This is a genomic window from Mesorhizobium sp. M8A.F.Ca.ET.218.01.1.1 (assembly GCF_004791165.1).
In the GTDB taxonomy this organism is placed as follows: domain Bacteria; phylum Pseudomonadota; class Alphaproteobacteria; order Rhizobiales; family Rhizobiaceae; genus Mesorhizobium.
The window spans coordinates 111,741-128,899 of the sequence record NZ_SRUZ01000008.1 but is presented as its reverse complement, the minus strand read 5'-3'; the positions used below and the strand labels follow the sequence as shown (position 1 = coordinate 128,899).

13 protein-coding genes, 1 tRNA gene and 1 pseudogene are annotated in these 17,159 nt (G+C 62.8%); 3 read left to right on the top strand and 12 right to left on the bottom strand.

Going from position 1 to position 17,159, the window contains the following annotated elements:
- Positions 1-645 precede the first annotated feature (645 nt).
- A pseudogene (locus EN861_RS26695) lies at positions 646-873 on the top strand (ATP-binding protein); the annotation flags it as partial.
- 86 nt (positions 874-959) lie between these two features.
- On the opposite strand, the gene EN861_RS26690 reads toward EN861_RS26695, so the two are convergent.
- Positions 960-1,044, bottom strand: a tRNA-Leu gene (locus EN861_RS26690).
- A gap of 233 nt (positions 1,045-1,277) precedes the next feature.
- On the opposite strand from EN861_RS26690, the gene lipB reads away from it, so the two are divergent.
- A complete protein-coding gene (gene lipB / locus EN861_RS26685) occupies positions 1,278-2,021 on the top strand; it encodes a lipoyl(octanoyl) transferase LipB (protein ID WP_135866592.1) in 744 nt (247 codons plus the stop codon).
- Positions 2,022-2,100: 79 nt separating this feature from the next.
- On the opposite strand, the gene EN861_RS26680 is transcribed toward lipB, so the two are convergent.
- From EN861_RS26680 to mce, 6 genes are all read right to left on the bottom strand, one after another.
- A complete protein-coding gene (locus tag EN861_RS26680; RefSeq protein ID WP_127279564.1) occupies positions 2,101-3,351 on the bottom strand; it encodes a site-2 protease family protein in 1,251 nt (416 codons plus the stop codon).
- Positions 3,352-4,000: 649 nt separating this feature from the next.
- Positions 4,001-4,681, bottom strand: a complete 681-nt coding sequence (locus EN861_RS26670; RefSeq protein ID WP_127279562.1) for an ABC transporter ATP-binding protein — start codon at positions 4,679-4,681, stop codon at positions 4,001-4,003.
- Entirely contained in the window at positions 4,681-5,967 is a 1,287-nt protein-coding gene (locus tag EN861_RS26665) for a lipoprotein-releasing ABC transporter permease subunit (protein ID WP_127871574.1), read from the bottom strand. Before EN861_RS26665 ends, EN861_RS26670 begins: the two co-directional genes overlap by 1 nt.
- Positions 5,964-7,292, bottom strand: a complete 1,329-nt coding sequence (proS, locus tag EN861_RS26660; RefSeq protein WP_127871575.1) for a proline--tRNA ligase — start codon at positions 7,290-7,292, stop codon at positions 5,964-5,966. Before proS ends, EN861_RS26665 begins: the two co-directional genes overlap by 4 nt.
- A 650-nt stretch (positions 7,293-7,942) precedes the next feature.
- Positions 7,943-8,227, bottom strand: coding sequence for a DUF1467 family protein (locus EN861_RS26655; RefSeq protein WP_127276486.1), 285 nt, complete (start codon positions 8,225-8,227; stop codon positions 7,943-7,945).
- Positions 8,224-8,628, bottom strand: a complete 405-nt coding sequence (mce, locus tag EN861_RS26650; protein WP_127276488.1) for a methylmalonyl-CoA epimerase — start codon at positions 8,626-8,628, stop codon at positions 8,224-8,226. Before mce ends, EN861_RS26655 begins: the two co-directional genes overlap by 4 nt.
- A 127-nt stretch (positions 8,629-8,755) precedes the next feature.
- Here mce and EN861_RS26645 point away from each other — a divergent pair, with 127 nt between their 5' ends.
- Positions 8,756-9,610 (top strand): MBL fold metallo-hydrolase, encoded by an 855-nt coding sequence (locus tag EN861_RS26645; protein WP_245512117.1) that lies wholly within the window; start codon positions 8,756-8,758, stop codon positions 9,608-9,610.
- Positions 9,611-9,631: 21 nt separating this feature from the next.
- Here EN861_RS26645 and EN861_RS26640 read toward each other — a convergent pair whose 3' ends face one another.
- The 5 genes from EN861_RS26640 to nuoL all read right to left on the bottom strand — a co-directional run bounded on the left by EN861_RS26640 (position 9,632) and on the right by nuoL (position 17,158).
- The gene (locus EN861_RS26640) at positions 9,632-11,302 is read right to left on the bottom strand and encodes a ribonuclease J (protein WP_135866590.1); all 1,671 of its coding nucleotides are present in this window, start codon (positions 11,300-11,302) and stop codon (positions 9,632-9,634) included.
- A gap of 95 nt (positions 11,303-11,397) precedes the next feature.
- A complete protein-coding gene (locus EN861_RS26635) occupies positions 11,398-12,219 on the bottom strand; it encodes a biotin--[acetyl-CoA-carboxylase] ligase (protein WP_135866588.1) in 822 nt (273 codons plus the stop codon).
- A gap of 4 nt (positions 12,220-12,223) precedes the next feature.
- Positions 12,224-13,660 (bottom strand): NADH-quinone oxidoreductase subunit NuoN, encoded by a 1,437-nt coding sequence (gene nuoN, locus EN861_RS26630; RefSeq protein ID WP_135866586.1) that lies wholly within the window; start codon positions 13,658-13,660, stop codon positions 12,224-12,226.
- 19 nt (positions 13,661-13,679) lie between these two features.
- The gene (locus EN861_RS26625; RefSeq protein WP_127276496.1) at positions 13,680-15,185 is read right to left on the bottom strand and encodes an NADH-quinone oxidoreductase subunit M; all 1,506 of its coding nucleotides are present in this window, start codon (positions 15,183-15,185) and stop codon (positions 13,680-13,682) included.
- Entirely contained in the window at positions 15,185-17,158 is a 1,974-nt protein-coding gene (gene nuoL / locus EN861_RS26620) for an NADH-quinone oxidoreductase subunit L (RefSeq protein WP_135866584.1), read from the bottom strand. Before nuoL ends, EN861_RS26625 begins: the two co-directional genes overlap by 1 nt.
- Position 17,159: the final 1 nt, after the last annotated feature.

The following is a 17,159-nucleotide window of genomic DNA, read 5'->3' as shown; positions in this document are numbered from 1 at the left end:
GGATGAAGAAGGCTGCATAACCTCTGGGAACAGGCTGCCTAAGGGCAGTTCCCGGAGCACGGGGCGGCGCGATCTGAATGCGCGGCCCAGCGGTCCCTTCCAAACAGTCGAAAAGCTCACGCCACGATGGAAGCCCGCCCGCTTTCGACGGCGGGCGATCTGGCAGAAGCCGGTTCGGCCCAGCCCTTAGGTCGGGCAGCCGAAGCTAGGACAAGCTATCGCCGTCACGGCGGACAGCTTTTCGCGCCTTACGAACATCGGCTTCACATAAGTCTTCTTCATGGTATCTCCCCTTTGCCAAAACCCACGAAGCGATTCGTGCCGTGGTCTGGATCGCTTTGTCAAGCGAGCTGAGAGCAATAACAAAACAGCGACAGCCTTGTTTAGCAGCTCAGCTGAGGAAGCGGCCAGCCGCTGGTGAACTTTAGTTGGCCGACAAAAAATCCCTCTCGGCAGCGGTCAGGCCGGCCCAACGTCCTGACGAGCGGGACTATCAAACACTCCCGAGTCTGACGCTTTGCCGTTCCAGAGGCGCGCACGGAGCCAAGATCAAGCCAAGATTGCGCAACAAAACTTAAGATCACTTCATGCATGCAGCCATTTTCACCTGAAATAGTCCAGGCATCGGTGCTCCTACTGCCTCCCGATGGGCCGGGCATTTCCATGACAGCGCGCTCGCGCGTGTTCGAACCGTTCTTCAAGGAGGACATGTCACGCGGCGTTGCCTCGAAGCACGGCTTCGGGCTCGGCCTTTCCATCGTAGCGGATATCATCCAGGGGCACGGCGGCAAGATCGAGTTGCACGACAACCAGCCAAGCGGCCTCGTCGTGACCTTTGATCTGCCGAGTGGAACCGAGATCCGGCCCTTATAGCAGGCCGGCGCCATACTCAGGATCTGATGATCGCCAGATTGCAGGAGGTCATTTCAAGACGTCCGAAGGCTTGCCTCAGGAAATACTGGTGCGGTCGAGAAGACTCGAACTTCCACGGGTTGCCCCACAGCGACCTCAACGCTGCGCGTCTACCAATTCCGCCACGACCGCACGTGGTAGGAGCCGGAACCGACCGGCTCGCGGCGTGTAGCAAATCGTTTCCGGCGAAACAAGTGCGTGGCGAGCAATAATGTCGGGCAATTGGCATAACGTTCCACAGGATTGCAATGAGCGTCGCGAACTGGACGTTTGCGCCCAATATCGCCATATGGAGGCCAAGGCATGTCGCCCAAAATCGCAAGGCGGTTTTGGGACCACGACATTTATAAGCAAAGCGATACGTCATGACTGAACGCAGCCAGATCGCCACGTCATTCCTGCCCTTGCCCGGTTCGGCGCCGGTCGAATGGCTGGTCGAGCCCGGCCTTACCGCCTATCCCGACGCGCTTGCCTTCATGGAGGCGCGCGCCGAGGCGATCCGCAGCGGAGCTGCCGGCGAGATGGTCTGGCTGGTCGAACATCCACCACTCTACACCGCCGGCACCAGCGCCCGCACCGAGGACCTGATCGAGCCGGACCGCTTTCCGGTCTTCGCGGCCGGACGCGGCGGCGAATACACCTATCATGGGCCCGGCCAGCGGGTTGCCTATGTCATGCTCGACCTGAAGCGCCGGCGCGAGGACGTGCGCGCCTTCGTCGCCGCGCTCGAACAATGGATCATCGGCACACTCGCCACCTTCAACGTGCGCGGCGAGCGCCGCGAGGACCGTGTCGGTGTCTGGGTGGTGCGGCCGGAGCGCCCTGCTTTGCCTGACGGCTCGCCAGCCGAGGACAAGATCGCGGCGATCGGCATCCGGCTGCGTCGCTGGGTGAGCTTTCACGGCATCGCCATCAATGTCGAGCCGGACCTCGCCCATTTCGGCGGCATTGTTCCTTGCGGCGTGCAGGACCACGGCGTCACCAGCCTCGTCGATCTCGGCCTGCCCCTGACCATGGCCGATCTCGACCTGGCACTGAAATCCGCTTTCGAGGACGTGTTCGGTCCCGCGACGGCCTTGCCCGCCGAAGCTTCGCGCAAGGCCGGCTGACACTGTCGGCCTGGGAACTGCATAAGGTGTATTGAGATTCAGGTCAGGCCGTGTCGAAAACTGTGGGTTCCGAGCACCCTTAGATCAGTTGGGCGGAAGCCCATAGCACGCCGCAGCCATGGATGGCGAACACCGCCAGCAAGGCGCCTGCGATGACGAACCGGTCGAGGGTGCCGATCGGCTCCAGTTCGTGACGCGGCTTCACCCCGCTGCCGACGGTGAGCAGGCTGAGGATCGAAAACACCGCACCGGCCGCCAGCAGGAAGCCCGAGGAAAAACCAGCCCGCCAGCCAAGCGCCAGAAAGGCCGAAAGCAGCGAGAAGGACGCCAGCGCCAGGACCACCGGCCCTGGGCAGATCTGGCGCAGCACCTGGCCGCCGTCGAATTTCCACACCGGCACCAGATTGGCGATGTTGAACAGGGCAGCGCAGCCTGCAAGGGCGGCCAGCAGCGCGGCGGCAGCCTTGTGACCCTCGTTGCCGGCAAGCACGCTGGCGGCGATGACGATCGGCACCAGGAAGGCGGAGAACCCCGCCCCCATCAAGGCCACGAAGGCCACTTCGAAACGACTGTTGTAGGGTCGTCCGCCAATGGCGATGCCGCCAAGCAGCGGGATGAAGATCATCCGCGCCCTGCGATGGCCCGCCAGCCGGAACGCCGCCATGTGGCCGAGTTCGTGCAATGCCACCACCGACGTCAGGATCGCGGCCAGCGCCAGCCCGCCGAGGTGGAGGCCGAAGAACGGCCACAGGAGCAATGCCGATAGCACGGCAAAGCCGACCTGGCTCAGCGGATGCTCGAACCAGCCGCCCTTGCGGTACTGCCCGGTCCTTGCCCAGCGCTGCAGCTTGGAAAGCTCGCGGCGCATGGCGAAGTAGCGGAACACCAGGAAGGCGACGCCGCGATACCGGTCGGTCCGGCTGAGCGTCACGCGTGTGCCGCTGCCCTCCGAAACCAGCTCGGCGGTCTCGCCATAATCCTTCCAGAACGAGCCATCGAGCGCGGTATCCTCGATCACCCGCATCGAGAAGCGGCTGCCCTCGACGACATCTTCAAACCGCGCCCTGCGCTCTATCGGCTTGCCGTCGCGGCCTTCCCACGACAGCATGATGCGAGCCACGCCCTCTTCGTCCAGCGGCTGCGCCGACAGGATCTCGCCGGACCAGCCGGCATCGCTGCCAAGCGGCCACAGCGCCTGCCACAGGCGCTGCCGGTCCATTGCCACAATGCGGCTGGACCGGACCGTGCGCAAACCAAGCGGCACGGTCATCAAGAGAAAGATCAGTCCGAGATTGCTGGCCACGAGAATGGCCGTGACGATGGGCGACACCTGGACGCTGCTCCCTGCCTGGAGACGCACCCTAACGTCGCGGCGGCAAGAAAAGCTTAACGGCGGAGCGGCTTAGGGCCATCGGGAAACAGCGATGGCAGACGCCGCCAACTCACATGGCTCCGATCCAGATCGCCATGGAAACAAGAAACGCACTCATGCAAACCAGCGAGATGACATCCTGAACCAGATCGGTCATAACTCTCTCCTGTTGTGGATATGTTTCCAATTTGTTCTAATTTTGTTCCAATGTCAATCGCTAGGGGATAGAGCGATAGGCGGGGAATTTTGCACGGTTAGCGAAAGGTTAATCGTTCGCCACGAGACGATGCTGAAAGCGCGGCGGCGTAGGCTTCCAGTCCTGGAGATCAGGATTAGCGCGCGCTTGTATTAAAGCGTGGCCGAAGCAATAATTCTTGGGCTGGGGCACTGCCGGGCGATGGATATGGGGAAGTACGGAGGCGCGAATCAAGGTGACCGTTGGCGAAAGCGCATGCGACAAGGCCGCCGGCGACGCCTCTCTCGCAACCTTGTAATCTGGTTGTTCATCCTGGCGACGAGCGCGATATCGTCCACTCTGATCGCAATGAACGCTCACTGGCGATTCTAAGCTACCCCCGCGCGGTACATGCCGGGTGAGAACCGTTCCTTACAGCGGCACCACCTTGCCGTCGGCCAGCGTGACACGCCGGTCCATGCGCGATGCCAGTTCATGATTGTGGGTGGCGATCAGCGCGGCGAGCCCCGATTGCCGCACCAGCGCCTCCAGCGCCTCGAACACATAGGAGGCGGTGACCGGGTCGAGGTTGCCGGTCGGCTCGTCGGCGAGCAGCACCAGCGGCGCATTGGCGACCGCGCGTGCAATGGCGACGCGCTGCTGCTCGCCGCCGGACAGCTCGGATGGCCGGTGCGACGCCCGCTTGCCGATCTGCATGTAGTCGAGCAGTTGCGCCGCGCGCTCGCCCGCTTCCTTGCGCGGCAGCCCCTTGATCAGCTGCGGCATCATGATGTTTTCCAGCGCGGAAAACTCCGGCAACAGATGATGGAACTGGTAGACGAAGCCGACATCGTTGCGGCGGATCGAGGTGCGCTCGTCATCGGACAGCCGGCCACAGGCGCGTCCGGACAGGATCACGTCTCCGGCGTCAGGACGCTCCAGCAGCCCCGCCGTGTGCAGCAGCGTCGACTTGCCGGAGCCCGAAGGGGCTACCAGCGCCACCATCTCACCGCGCCGCAGCGAGAAGTCGGCGCCGTTCAGGATGGTGAGCTTGCGCGGCCCCTGGACGTAGTGCCGCTCGACGCTCTTCAGCTCGATAATGACCTCGGCCACTACTCGTACCTCAAGGCTTCGACCGGATCGAGGCGGGCCGCCCGCCACGCTGGAAACACCGTTGCCAGGAAGGACAGCGCCAGCGCCATGATGATGACATAGGTCGTCTCGCGTGGATCCATCTTGGCCGGCAACTGGCTGAGGAAATACAGCTCCGGATTGAACAGCACCTTGCCGGTCATCCAGGAGAAGAACTGGCGGATCGATTCGATGTTGGTGCAGATCAAGACGCCGAGCAGCACGCCGGCGAGCGTGCCCGTCACGCCGATCGCCGCACCCGTCATCAGGAAGATACGCAGGATGGCGCCGCGCGAGGCGCCCATGGTGCGCAGGATGGCGATATCATGCCCCTTGTCCTTCACCAGCATGATCAGTCCGGAAATGATGTTGAGCGCCGCCACCAGCACGATCAGCGTCAGGATCATGAACATCACGTTGCGCTCGACCTGCAGGGCAGAAAAGAAGGTCTCGTTGCGCTGGCGCCAGTCGACCAGGTCGATGGGGCGTTGTGCCGCCTCCTCCACCTTCGGCTTCAGCGCGTCGACATCATCGGGATTGTCGACATAGATCTCGATGGTCTGCGCCCGGCCGTCCATGTTGAAATAGAGCTGCGCCTCGGAGAACGGCATGTAGACGATGGAGCTGTCATACTCCGACATGCCGACTTCGAAGATCGCCGCGATCTTGTAACCCTTCATGCGCGGCGTGGTGCCGAGCGGCGTCACATCGCCGTCCGGCGAGATCAAGGTGATGGTATCGCCGAGCGTCAGGCCAAGATTCTCGGCCATCCGCTTGCCGATGGCGACACCGTCGCCCGTATCGAAGCCGTCGAGCGAGCCTTGTTTGATGTTGCTGGCAACGATGGCGATCTTGCCGAGGTCTTCACCCCGGATGCCGCGAACCAGCGCGCCGCTGCCGCCGCCGACATTGCCTTGCGCCAGCACCTGGCCATCGATCAGCGGAATGGCGTATTTGACCCCGGCCACACCGTTGATGCGGCTGGCGACCTGGGCATAGTCCTCGAGCGGCGAATCGAGCGGTTGCACGATCAGATGGCCATTGACGCCGAGAATGCGCGTCAAAAGCTCGGCGCGGAACCCGTTCATCACGGCCATCACCACGATCAGCGTGGCAACGCCCAGCATGATGCCGAGGAAGGAGATCGAGGCGATCACCGAGATCACCGTCTCCTTGCGCCGCGAACGCAAATAGCGCCACGCAACCGTGCGTTCGAAGATGGAAAAAGGGCCGGCGCCGGCCGATCTCGCTGCCGCCGCCTCGCTCATGCGGCGACACCGAAGCGTTTTTTCGCGTCGGCGATCGGCAGCGTCACGCGCTCGCCGCTCTTGCGGTTCTTGATCTCGATCTCGCCGGCGGCCACGCCGCGCGGCCCGACGATCACTTGCCAGGGCAGGCCGATCAGGTCGGCAGTGGCGAATTTGCCGCCCGGCCGCTGGTCGGTATCGTCGTAAAGCACATCCTTGCCGGCGGCGGTGAAGGCGGCATTGAGTTCGTCGCAGACGCGATCGCAGTCGGCGTCGCCCGCCTTCATGTTGATCAGGCCGATATCGAACGGCGCCACCGCTTCGGGCCAGATGATGCCATTCTCGTCGTGGCTGGCCTCGATGATCGCCGCGACCAGCCGCGACGGGCCGATGCCGTAGGAGCCGCCCGAGGCGAAATGATCCTTGCCGTCGGGCCCGGTCACCTTGGCGCCCATCGGCTTGGAGTATTTCTCGCCGAAGTGGAAGATATGGCCGACCTCGATGCCGCGCGCCGAGACCCGGTCGCCTGTCGGAACCTTCTCCCAGGCCGCCTCGTCATGCATCTCGTCGGTCGCGGCGTAAGGCGTCGTCCACGTCTTGACGATATCGGCAATTTCGCCGTCATTGGCGAAGTCGGTGTTCGCGCCGGGCACGGCAAGCGACAGATAATCGCGATGGCAGAAGACCTGGCTCTCGCCTGTGTCGGCCAGGATGATGAATTCGTGGCTGAGATCGCCGCCGATCGGTCCGGTGTCGGCCCGCATCGGGATTGCCTGCAGGCCCATGCGGGTGAAGGTCCGGAGATAGGAGACGAACATCCTGTTATAGGCGGCTCGCGCGCCCTCGAAGTCGAGATCGAAGGAATAGGCGTCCTTCATCAGGAATTCGCGCGAACGCATCACGCCGAAGCGCGGCCGCACCTCGTCACGGAACTTCCACTGGATATGGTAGAGGTTGAGCGGCAGGTCCTTGTAGGACTTGACGTAAGCGCGAAAAATCTCGGTGACCATCTCCTCGTTGGTCGGTCCGTAGAGCATGTCGCGGTCCTGGCGGTCCTTGATGCGCAGCATCTCCTTGCCATAGTCGTTGTAGCGCCCGCTCTCGCGCCACAGATCGGCCGACTGGATGGTCGGCATGAGAATCTCCAGCGCGCCGGCGCGGTTCTGCTCCTCGCGGATGATCTTGCAGACCTTGTCCAGCACCCGCTTGCCCAGCGGCAGCCAGGAAAAACTGCCCTGCCCCTGCTGGCGGATCATGCCGGCGCGTAGCATCAACCGATGCGAGACGATTTCGGCCTCGCGCGGATTTTCTTTGAGGATAGGCAGGAAATAGCGCGACAAACGCATGGACTGGTCCGTGAATGAGAATGGCCACGCCAGAATCGGCGCGGCGCAGGCTTGCTTGCCCCGGCTTCATAGCGATTTCATGACGGAATGGAAACCCGGCCATCCCTATACATCACCCCCTTCCGGCCCGGAATCCCTCGCTTCCGGATCAGTCGGCGCCGACAATGGAACGCGCCGAACGTCTTCGGGTCGAGCCGCCAATTCTTTGCGCGCGTCAATTGCGAACATGCCGCAAAGGCTCTGTCGAACTCGCCTGTTCGTTTCAAAAGCAAAGCCTGCCGCACTATTGTGCAGTGCAACACGAGAATGCCCGTTTCAAGGCAAAATTCTTCGTGACATTTTCATTTCCGTTGGGCTAATGTGCCCCGATAACCGAGAGGGCGGAGAAAAATCTGCCCTCCTACGCGGTCAAAGTCTTGGGAGGATGCGATCTAGGCGCGGTTACTCGCTGCCGCCGGATAACGGAAACAGATCGGACGCGTTTAATTGCAAGGCCTCGTGCCTTGCATTTTTTTTGTGCAATCATCTGGTTAGCGCCGCAAGTTGCAAGGTTGCGTGACCTTACGTCACCAGACGTTCGGCGGCGAAAACGCGGCAGCATCCCAATCAGCATCCGATGCTCGATGTGGTCGAAAGGACTTGCCGGCTCTCTACTTCGCTGGGGTCTGGCCGAAATCCGGCACGATGTGCGGGATGTCGTTGAGGCTGTATCCCAGCCCGTGCGTCAGACCGTAGAAAATGCCCATCAGGATCGCCGTCGCGATGGTGGTGCGGATCACGGCACGCAACATATGCGGCCCGCGCGGCGCGCTCGGAACCGTGCCCAGCGTCACGTCGTGATCATCGTCCTGCGTCTTGACGCTGAACGGCAGAACGGCAAACAGCACCACCCACCAGGTCGCGAAAAACAGGGCGGTGAACGAGACCCAGCTCATGATTGCTCCAGTTCGATTAGCGTACCGAAGAAATCCTTCGGATGCAGGAACAACACCGGCTTGCCATGCGCACCGATCTTGGGATTGCCGTCGCCAAGCACGCGGGCGCCGGCGGCCTTGAGCTGGTCGCGCGCCGCCAGGATGTCGTCGACCTCGTAGCAGAGATGATGCATGCCGCCTGACGGGTTCTTTGCCAGGAATGCCGCGATCGGCGAGCCCTCGCCAAGCGGCTCCAGCAATTCGATCTTGGTGTTGCCGACATTGACGAACACCACGGTGACACCATGCTCCGACAAAGCCTGCGGCTCGGTCAGTTCGGCGCCGAGCGTGTTGCGGTAAGCTGCAATGGCGGCAGCCAGATCCGGCACCGCAAGCGCGACATGGTTCAGCCGTCCGAGCATGTCCGAGCTTCTTTCTCCCAGATCCAATGACTGGCGTCATACGTTAAATCAGCCGCGATCAACAGCCATTCGGGAAGCGCGCACTGTCGCACCTGTTCCAACCGATATCGGCGAAGTACAAACGGCAATGTCTGGAATCAGCTCTGCCCGCCCCCGTGTTTTTACCTTCGATCTCGGGTCGTTCAAAGTTGCCGCCTTGCTCGATGCCGTCGACATCAGAGACGAGCTTGCATCGGCCTTCGCGGCCGGACAGCCGCCGGCGGCGGTGCTCGAACTCGCGGCCTCGAACTTCATCGACCAGGATCGCTACGAGCATTGCTTCATCCCGACGCTGATCGACACCGGTTCCGAAAAGATCCTGTTCGACACAGGCTGCGGAGATGACGGCGGTTCACTCCCGGACTGCCTGCAAACCCTTGGGCTCGGCCCCGATGACATCGACGTGGTGGTCATCACGCACGGGCACCCGGACCACATTGGCGGGCTGGTCAGGAATGGCCAACCTGTCTTCAGCCGAGCGCGATACGTATTCGGCGCGGCCGAGTTCGCCTTTTGGACCGAAGGAAATGCGGTGCGCTCGGCAAGGTTGGCCAATCGTGATCTGTTCAGGCGGATTTGCACCGGCCTGGCCGACCACGCGACATTCATCGCGCCTGGAGACGAAGTGGTGCCGGGCATCACTGCCATCGACGCGGCCGGTCACTCTCCCGGGCTCTTGGCATTCCTGGTCGAAAGCAGCGGACAGCAATTGCTGATCTGGTCGGACGCTTTCCTGCACTATGTCGTGTCCATCCAGCGTCCGGAGTGGCATGCGGATTTCGACGACGACAAGGAAAAGGCGGTCGAAACCCGCAAGCGGCTGCTGAGCATGGCTGCGGAGCGGCGCCTGCTCGTCGCCGGCCATCACATGCCGTTTCCGGGCCTGGGCCATGTCGGGCAGACAGGCGGGTCCTTTCGCTGGATTCCGGCAGCTATCAGCTGAACGTCTGACCAGCCGCCGCCTTCAGCGGGTGACGAAAACCGTCACCAGCGGTTTCTTGCCCCAGGCTTCGTTGGCCGCGCCGCGCACCGCGCGGCGCACCGCCTCCTGCACGAGGTCGAGGTCCTTGCGGCGCTGACGGGGGATCGACTCGACCGCGCCGACGGCCGCATCTATCATCAGGTCCTCGAGCGTCTCGCCTCGGGCATCGGCCTCGGCGACGCCGATTGCCACCAGATCGGGATCGCCGGCCAGCTCGTACTTCTCGTCGAGCACGACATTGACCGCGACATGACCGGCAAAGGACAATTTGCGCCGGTCGCGAATACCCATCGCCTGATCGCTGCCGATCAGATTGCCGTCCTTGTAGACGCGGCCGAACGGCACCTGGTCGATGATGGTGGCGGGACCTGGCGCGAGCCGCAGCATGTCGCCGTCGCGCACCTGCGCCACCTGGCCGATGCCAGAGGTCGACATCAGCGAACCCTGCGCCACCAGATGCGCGGCCTCGCCATGCACGGGAACGCCGATCTGCGGACGCACCCATTCGTACATCTTGCGCAGTTCACTGCGTCGCGGGTGGCCGGAGACGTGTACCAGTGCGTCGCCGTCCTCGATGATCTTGATGCCGAGATCGATCAGGCGGTTCTTGATTTCGAGGATCGCCTTCTCGTTGCCGGGAATGGTGCGCGAGGAAAACACCACCGTGTCGCCCGCCGTCAGCGACACCGATTTCATCTCCTCGCGCGACAGTTTCGCCAGCGCCGCCAGCGGCTCGCCCTGGCTGCCGGTGCAGATGATGACGAGGTTCTCGCGCGGGATGAAGCCGAAATCCTCCTCGGCGATGAACTCCGGCAGCCCGTCCATATAACCAAGCTCGTCAGCCACATCGATGACGCGCTTCAGCGAGCGGCCGAGCACCAGGCACTGGCGGCCAGCATCGCGCGCTGCCCTGGCGATCGAGACGATACGTCCGACATTGGAGGAGAAGGTGGTGACGGCGACGCGGCCCTTGGCGGCCTGGATGACGCCTTTCAGGCCCTCGCCCACCGCCACTTCCGAAGGCGACTCGCCTTCACGCAGCGCATTGGTCGAATCGCAGATCAGCGCCAGCACGCCCTTGTCGCCATAGGCGCGGAACCGCGCCTCGTCGGTCTTGGGTCCAATCGTCGGTTCCGGATCGATCTTCCAGTCGCCGGTATGGATGACGGTGCCTGCAGGCGACGTGATCGCCAGCGACATGGGTTCGGGAATCGAGTGCGCCACCGGAATGGCTTCGATCTCGAAGGGACCGACAGTGAACTTTTCGCCCGCCCGGTAGATCGTCAGCGGGATCTTCGGCGCGCCCTGCTCGCCCTGCCGCTTGGCTTCCAGCAGCCCGGCGCTGAACGGCGTCATCCAGACCGGCGCCTTCAGCTTCGGCCAGGTGTCGAGCAGCGCGCCGTAATGGTCCTCATGCGCGTGGGTGATGATGATGCCGCGCAGATTGGCGAGGTTCTCCTCGATGAAGCGCGTGTCGGGCAGGATCAGGTCGACGCCCGGATGCGCCGCGTCGGGAAAGGTGACGCCGACATCGATGACGATCCACTCGCGCGCGCTCGGCGGGCCGTAGCCGTAGAGGGCGAAGTTCATGCCGATCTCGCCAACACCGCCGAGCGGCACGAAGACGAGTTCGGCGTTGTCCGCTTTCGCCATGATTTTTCCCTTCCTGGCCCTCAGGCCAAGCCGTTAAAGCAATTCCGGCAAAGGTGTCTAACGGTTTTCAGTCCGGAATTGCCCAAAAAACAAAACTAAACCCGCGCGGAAGCGACCGCACCGAAATGAACATCGCCGGCGGCGACCGTCAGAACAGCCCCCTCATCGTCGCGGATCACGAAACGGCAGTCCTCGTCAATGGTCTCGAACACGCCACGCACCACATTACCGTCAATTCTGACAGCAACCTCGCCGCCAAGGCCCGCGGCACGGGCCAGCCAGCGCTTTCTGATCGCGGCAAGGCCTCGTCCTTCGTCCCAAAGGCGGGCATTCTCGCTCCAGGCATCCGACAGCGCCAGAAAAAGCGTCTCGGCATCGCAGGCAGCGCCCAATTCATGAAGCGATGTCGCGGGATAGGGCAAGTCCTGCGGGTGCGCCACCACATTGACGCCGATGCCGACCGCCACCGCGAAGCGGCCACCGTCGAGCATCGCCGACTCCAGCAGGATGCCGGCCAGCTTGGCCCCGGACGCCAGCACATCGTTCGGCCATTTCAGCTCGAAGCGGTTCTGTCCCTGGCTCGCGCCGTCGAGGCCTACCGAAATGCGGCCCTTCGGGACCGCCGCGTCGAGCGCGTCGGCCAGTGCCAGCCCGGCGACGAAACCGAGCGTCGCGGCAAGGCGCAGTTCACCGCCGGTGATGACAAGCAGCGTCGCCGCCAGATTGCCTTCCGGCGTTGCCCAGGCACGGCCACGCCGGCCACGCCCGCTTTCCTGTTTCTTGGAAACGACCCAGAGCTTGCCCGGGTCGCCGGCGCGGGCATGGTCCAGCGCCAGCGCGTTGGTCGAGCCGACACTGTCATGCGCCTCGAGCCGGAACCCTTCCGACGCCGAGGTTGGAGCCAGCCGAAATGCCATCCCGTCAGAAAAATGTCTTGGCGGCGGCTTCGGCATAGGTGCCGATCGGCCCGCCGATCAACACATAGAACAGCACGAAGGCGCCACTGACGCCGAGCACGACACGCAATTCGCTGGCCATCGGCACGAAGCCGCCGACCGGCTCGTCGAACCACATGATCTTGATGATGCGCAGATAATAGTAGGCGCCCACCACCGAGGCCAGCACGCCGATGATCGCCAGCGCATAGAGATTGGCGTTGATGGCGGCGAGGAAGACGTACCACTTTCCCCAGAAGCCGGCGAGCGGCGGAATGCCGGCCAGCGAGAACATCAGGATGGTCAGGATCGTCGCCATGACCGGGTTGGTCGACGCCAGGCCGGCGAGATCGCTGATCTGTTCGACATTGCCTTCCTTGCGCCGCATGGCGAGGATGAAGGCGAAGGTGCCGAGCGTCATCACCAGGTAGATCAGCATATAGATCGCGACGCCGCGCACGCCGGCCTGGCTGTTGGCGGCAAGGCCGACCAGCGCGTAGCCCATATGGCCGATCGAGGAGTAGGCCATCAGCCGCTTGATGTTGGTCTGGCCGATCGCTGCGAAGGCGCCAAGCGCCATCGAGGCGATCGAGATGAAGACGATGATCTGCTGCCAGTCGGAAGCGATCGGCTTGAACGCGCCCATGGTGACGCGCACGATCAGCGCCATCGCCGCCATCTTGGGGGCCGCCGCCAGGAAAGCCGTCACCGGGGTCGGCGCGCCCTCATAGACGTCCGGCGTCCACATGTGGAACGGCACCGCCGATATCTTGAAGGCAAGTCCGGCCAGTACGAAGACGAGGCCGAAGACGAGGCCAAGCTGACGTTCGCCGCCGCCCAGCGCGGTCGCGATCTCCTGGAAACCGGTGTTGCCGGTGTAACCGTAGACCAGGCTGATGCCGTAGAGCAGCATGCCCGAAGACAGCGCGCCGAGGACGAAATATTTCAAGCCGGCTTCGGTCGAACGCAGATTGTCGCGGTTGATCGCCGCCAGCACATAGATCGCCAGCGACTGCAGTTCGAGGCCGAGATAGAGCCCGATCATGCCGTTGGCCGAGATCATCAGCATCATGCCGAGCGTGCAAAGCAGGATCAGCACCGGATATTCGAACTTGTCGAAACGCTCCGCCTTGGCAAAGCGCATCGACATGATGAGCGTCACCGCCGAACCGACCAGGGCAAGCACCTTCATGAAGCGGGCGAAGGAGTCCTGGATGAAGGCGTGGCCATAGGCGCTGCCCTGCCCTGCGTGGAAGATCAGCCAGGCGCCCGCGATCACCAGCACGGCCACGGCAAGGCCGGTCACCGTACTGGCGGTGTTGGAACGCGAATAGGCCCCAACCATCAGCAGCGCGAGCGCGCCGATGGCAAGGATCAGCTCGGGCGTCGAGAGCGACAGGCTGGAGAGAAGGTCCGGCGTCATGGTTCGCAAAACCCCTGGGTCAGTTCGCCGCCGCGGTCTGCGCGGCGCCGATGGATGCGGTGACATTGGTGACGAGCGACTTGACCGACTGGGCCGTCGCGTCGAAGACGGGTGCGGGATAGACGCCGAAGAAGATGACCAGCACGACCAGCGGATAGATGATCGCCTTCTCGCGGGTCGACAGGTCGAGCAGCCCCTTCAGGCTGTCCTTGGTCAGCGCGCCGAAGATCACCCGGCGATAGAGCCAGAGCGCATAGGCGGCCGACAAGATGACGCCGGTGGCGGCGAAGAACGCCACCCAGGTGTTGACCCGGAACACGCCGAGCATGGTCAGGAACTCGCCGACGAAGCCTGACGTGCCCGGCAAGCCGACATTGGCCATGGTGAAGACCATGAACACGGTGGCGTATTTCGGCATGTTGTTGACGAGGCCGCCATAGGCGGCGATCTCGCGCGTGTGCATGCGGTCATAAATGACGCCGACGCAGAGGAACAGCGCGCCCGAGACCAGGCCGTGGCTCAGCATCTGGAAGATCGCGCCCTGCACGCCCTCCTGGTTCATGGCGAAGATGCCCATGGTGACGAAGCCCATATGGGCGACCGACGAATAGGCGATCAGCTTCTTCATGTCCTCTTGCATCAGCGCCACCAGCGAGGTGTAGATGATGGCGACGACTGACAGCGTGAACACCAGCGGCGCGAACATTTCAGATGCCAGCGGGAACATCGGCAAGGAGAAGCGCAGGAAGCCGTACCCGCCCATTTTCAAGAGAATGGCGGCCAGGATGACCGAACCGGCCGTCGGCGCCTCGACGTGTGCGTCCGGCAGCCAGGTGTGCACCGGCCACATCGGCATCTTCACCGCGAAGGAGGCGAAGAAGGCAAGCCATAGCCAGGTCTGCATGTTGGCCGGGAAGCTGTGCGTCAAGAGCGTCGGGATGTCGGTCGTGCCGGACTGATAGAACATCGCCATGATGGCGAGCAGCATCAGCACCGAGCCGGCAAGCGTATAGAGGAAGAACTTGAAGGAGGCGTAGACGCGCCGCTTGCCGCCCCACACACCGATGATGATGAACATCGGGATAAGGCCGGCCTCGAAGAAGACGTAGAACAGCACGATGTCCAGCGCGCAGAACACGCCGATCATCAGCGTTTCCAGCAGCAGGAAGGCGATCATGTACGCCTTGACGCGCTTCTCGATCGCTTCCCACGACGCCAGGATGCAAAGCGGCATCAGGAAGGTCGTCAGGATGACGAACAGCATGGAAATGCCGTCGACGCCCATATGGTAGGAAATGCCGGAGTCGAGCCAGGCCACCTTCTCAACGAACTGGAAGCCGGCCTGCGAATTGTCGAAGCCGGTCCAGATAAACAGCGAGATGATGAACGTGAATGTCGTGGTCAACAGCGCGATGGCGCGGATGTTGCGGCGTGCGTTTTCGCTGTCATCATTGATGAACAGGATCAGCAGCACACCAACCAACGGCAGGAAGGTGACCAGCGAGAGGATTGGCCAGGCGGTCATCAGAGCATCATCCAGGTGACGAGTGCGGCAACGCCGATCAGCATGGCGAAGGCATAGTGGTAGAGGTAGCCGGTCTGCAGCTTGACGACGCGGTTGGTGACGTCGACGACGCGCGCCGAAACGCCGTCGGGCCCCAGGCCATCGATGATGGTCCCGTCGCCGGTCTTCCACAGGAAGGAACCGAGGCGCTTGGCCGGCCGCACGAACAGGAAGTCGTAGAGTTCGTCGAAGTACCACTTGTTGAGCAGGAAGGCGTAGAGCCCGCGATGCCGCGCGGCGAGATCGACCGGCATTTCCGGCGAGCGGATGTAGAACTTCCAGGCCAATGCCAGGCCGATCAGCATGGCGATGAAGGGCGACAGCTCGACCCACAGCGGCAATTCGTGGATTTCGTGCAGGATATGGTTGTCCGCCAGGGTGAACAGTGACGCCTTCCAGAATTCGGCATAGCCCTCGCCGATGAAGGCGCCGTGGAAGATGATGCCTGCAAACAAAGCGCCGGCCGCCAGGATGAACAGCGGCACCAGCATCACCGGCGGCGATTCATGGACGTGATGCATCACATCGTGGCTCGCCCGCGGCTCGCCATGGAAGGTCATGAAGATCAGCCGCCAGGAATAGAAGGAGGTGAAGCCGGCGGCGATCACCAACAGCACGAAGGCCAGGCCCGCAACCGAATTGTGGCCGGCAAAGGCCGTCTCGATGATGGCGTCCTTGGAGAAGAAGCCGGCGGTACCGATGACGGTCACCGGAATGCCGACGCCGGTCAGCGCCAGTGTGCCGATCACCATCATCCAGTAGGTGGTCGGGATCAGCTTCCTCAAGCCGCCCATCTTGCGCATGTCCTGCTCGTCGGAGACGGCATGGATAACCGAGCCCGAGCCAAGGAACAGCAGCGCCTTGAAGAAGGCATGCGTGAACAGGTGGAAGATCGCAGCGCCATAGGCGCCGACGCCGAGCGCCACGAACATGTAGCCGAGCTGAGAGCAGGTCGAATAGGCAATGACGCGCTTGATGTCGTTCTGGACGAGACCGACGGTCGCGGCGAAGAATGCGGTGAAGGCGCCGATGAAGGTCACCACCGTCAGCGCCGAATGCGACAGCTCGAACAGCGGCGACAGCCGCGCCAGCATGAACACGCCGGCCGTCACCATGGTGGCGGCATGGATGAGTGCCGACACCGGGGTCGGGCCTTCCATGGCGTCGGGGAGCCAGGTGTGCAGCGGCACCTGCGCCGACTTGCCCATGGCGCCCATGAACAAGAGCAGGCAGACGACGGTCATCGCCGCCTGTTTGTCGAGCGCATGGCCGAGGAAGGTGAGCGCGGCGGCACCCTGTGGCGCGCCTTCAGCAGGAATGAACGTCGCCGCATTAGCGAAGATGGTGCCGAGATTGGCCGAGCCGAACAGCACGAAGACGCCGAAAATGCCGAGCGCGAAACCGAAATCGCCGACACGGTTTACGACGAAGGCCTTTATTGCCGCGGCATTGGCCGATGGCTTCTTGTACCAGAAGCCGATCAGCAGGTAGGACGCGAGGCCCACCCCTTCCCAGCCGAAGAACATCTGCACGAGGTTGTCTGCCGTCACCAGCATCAGCATGGCGAAAGTGAACAGCGACAGATAGGCGAAGAAGCGCGGCCGGTTCGGATCGTGGTGCATGTAGCCGATCGAATAGATGTGAACCAGCGCCGACACGGTGTTGACCACCACCAGCATCACCACCGTCAGCGTGTCGATCCGCAGCGCCCAGGAGACGTCCAGCCCGCCGGACTGGATCCAGTGCAGCACCGGCACGGTGAACACCTCGCCATGGCCGAAACCGACGCTGAAGAAGGCGACCCATGACAGCACGGCCGCGATCACCAGGAAGCCGGAGGTGATGTATTCGGATGCCTTGGCACCGAGCGCGTTGCCGAACAGGCCGACGATCAGGAAGCCGAGCAGTGGAAGGAAGACGATCGCTTGATACATA